This window comes from Bradyrhizobium sp. (genome assembly GCF_016462955.1).
In the GTDB taxonomy this organism is placed as follows: domain Bacteria; phylum Pseudomonadota; class Alphaproteobacteria; order Rhizobiales; family Xanthobacteraceae; genus Bradyrhizobium.
The window spans coordinates 5,392-5,985 of sequence record NZ_JAEMSD010000429.1; the positions used below are offsets into that span (position 1 = coordinate 5,392).

Annotated in this window: 1 protein-coding gene; it reads left to right on the forward strand. The window is 64.0% G+C overall.

Annotated features, from left to right (window positions below; translation table 11 throughout):
* Positions 1-594: ABC transporter permease subunit (locus JHD07_RS30665; protein WP_291628922.1), on the forward strand; the 594-nt coding region annotated here is incomplete at both ends.

Here is a 594-nt window from a genome sequence, read left to right on the forward strand (position 1 = left end):
GCCGTCGGCGTCCGACACGTTCGTGACGCTCGGCGATCTCCTGCAACGCGCGTCCGTGCAGAAGGACCTGATGGTGACCGCGACCGAGGTGCTGACGGCGTTCGCGCTGGCCGTGCCGGTCGGCGCCTTGATCGGCTTCCTGGTCGCGGAGAACCGCTACTTCGCCGACGTTGCGAAGCCCCTGCTGTTCTTCGCCTTCAGCATCCCGAAATCGATCTTCCTGCCGATGTTCATCCTGGTGTTCGGCGTCGGTTTCGCCCAGAAGGTCGGCTTCGGCTTCTTCTCCACGATCTTCATCGTGATCATGTCGACGACCACGGCGGTGGAGTCGGTCAAGGTCGAGCATCTGACGGTGGCGCGCTCCTATGGCGCCACGCCGATGCAGACCGCGTTCCGAGTCTACCTGCCGAGCATGCTGCCGGTGCTGCTGGAGGCGCTGCGGATCTCCATGATCTTCAATCTCACCGGCGTGATCCTCGCCGAGATGTACGCCTCGCGCGACGGGATCGGCCACCAGATCGCAATCTGGGGCGAGAATTTCCAGATGAAGCAGCTCCTCGCCGGCGTCGTGATGGTCGCCGCGATCGCCATGAC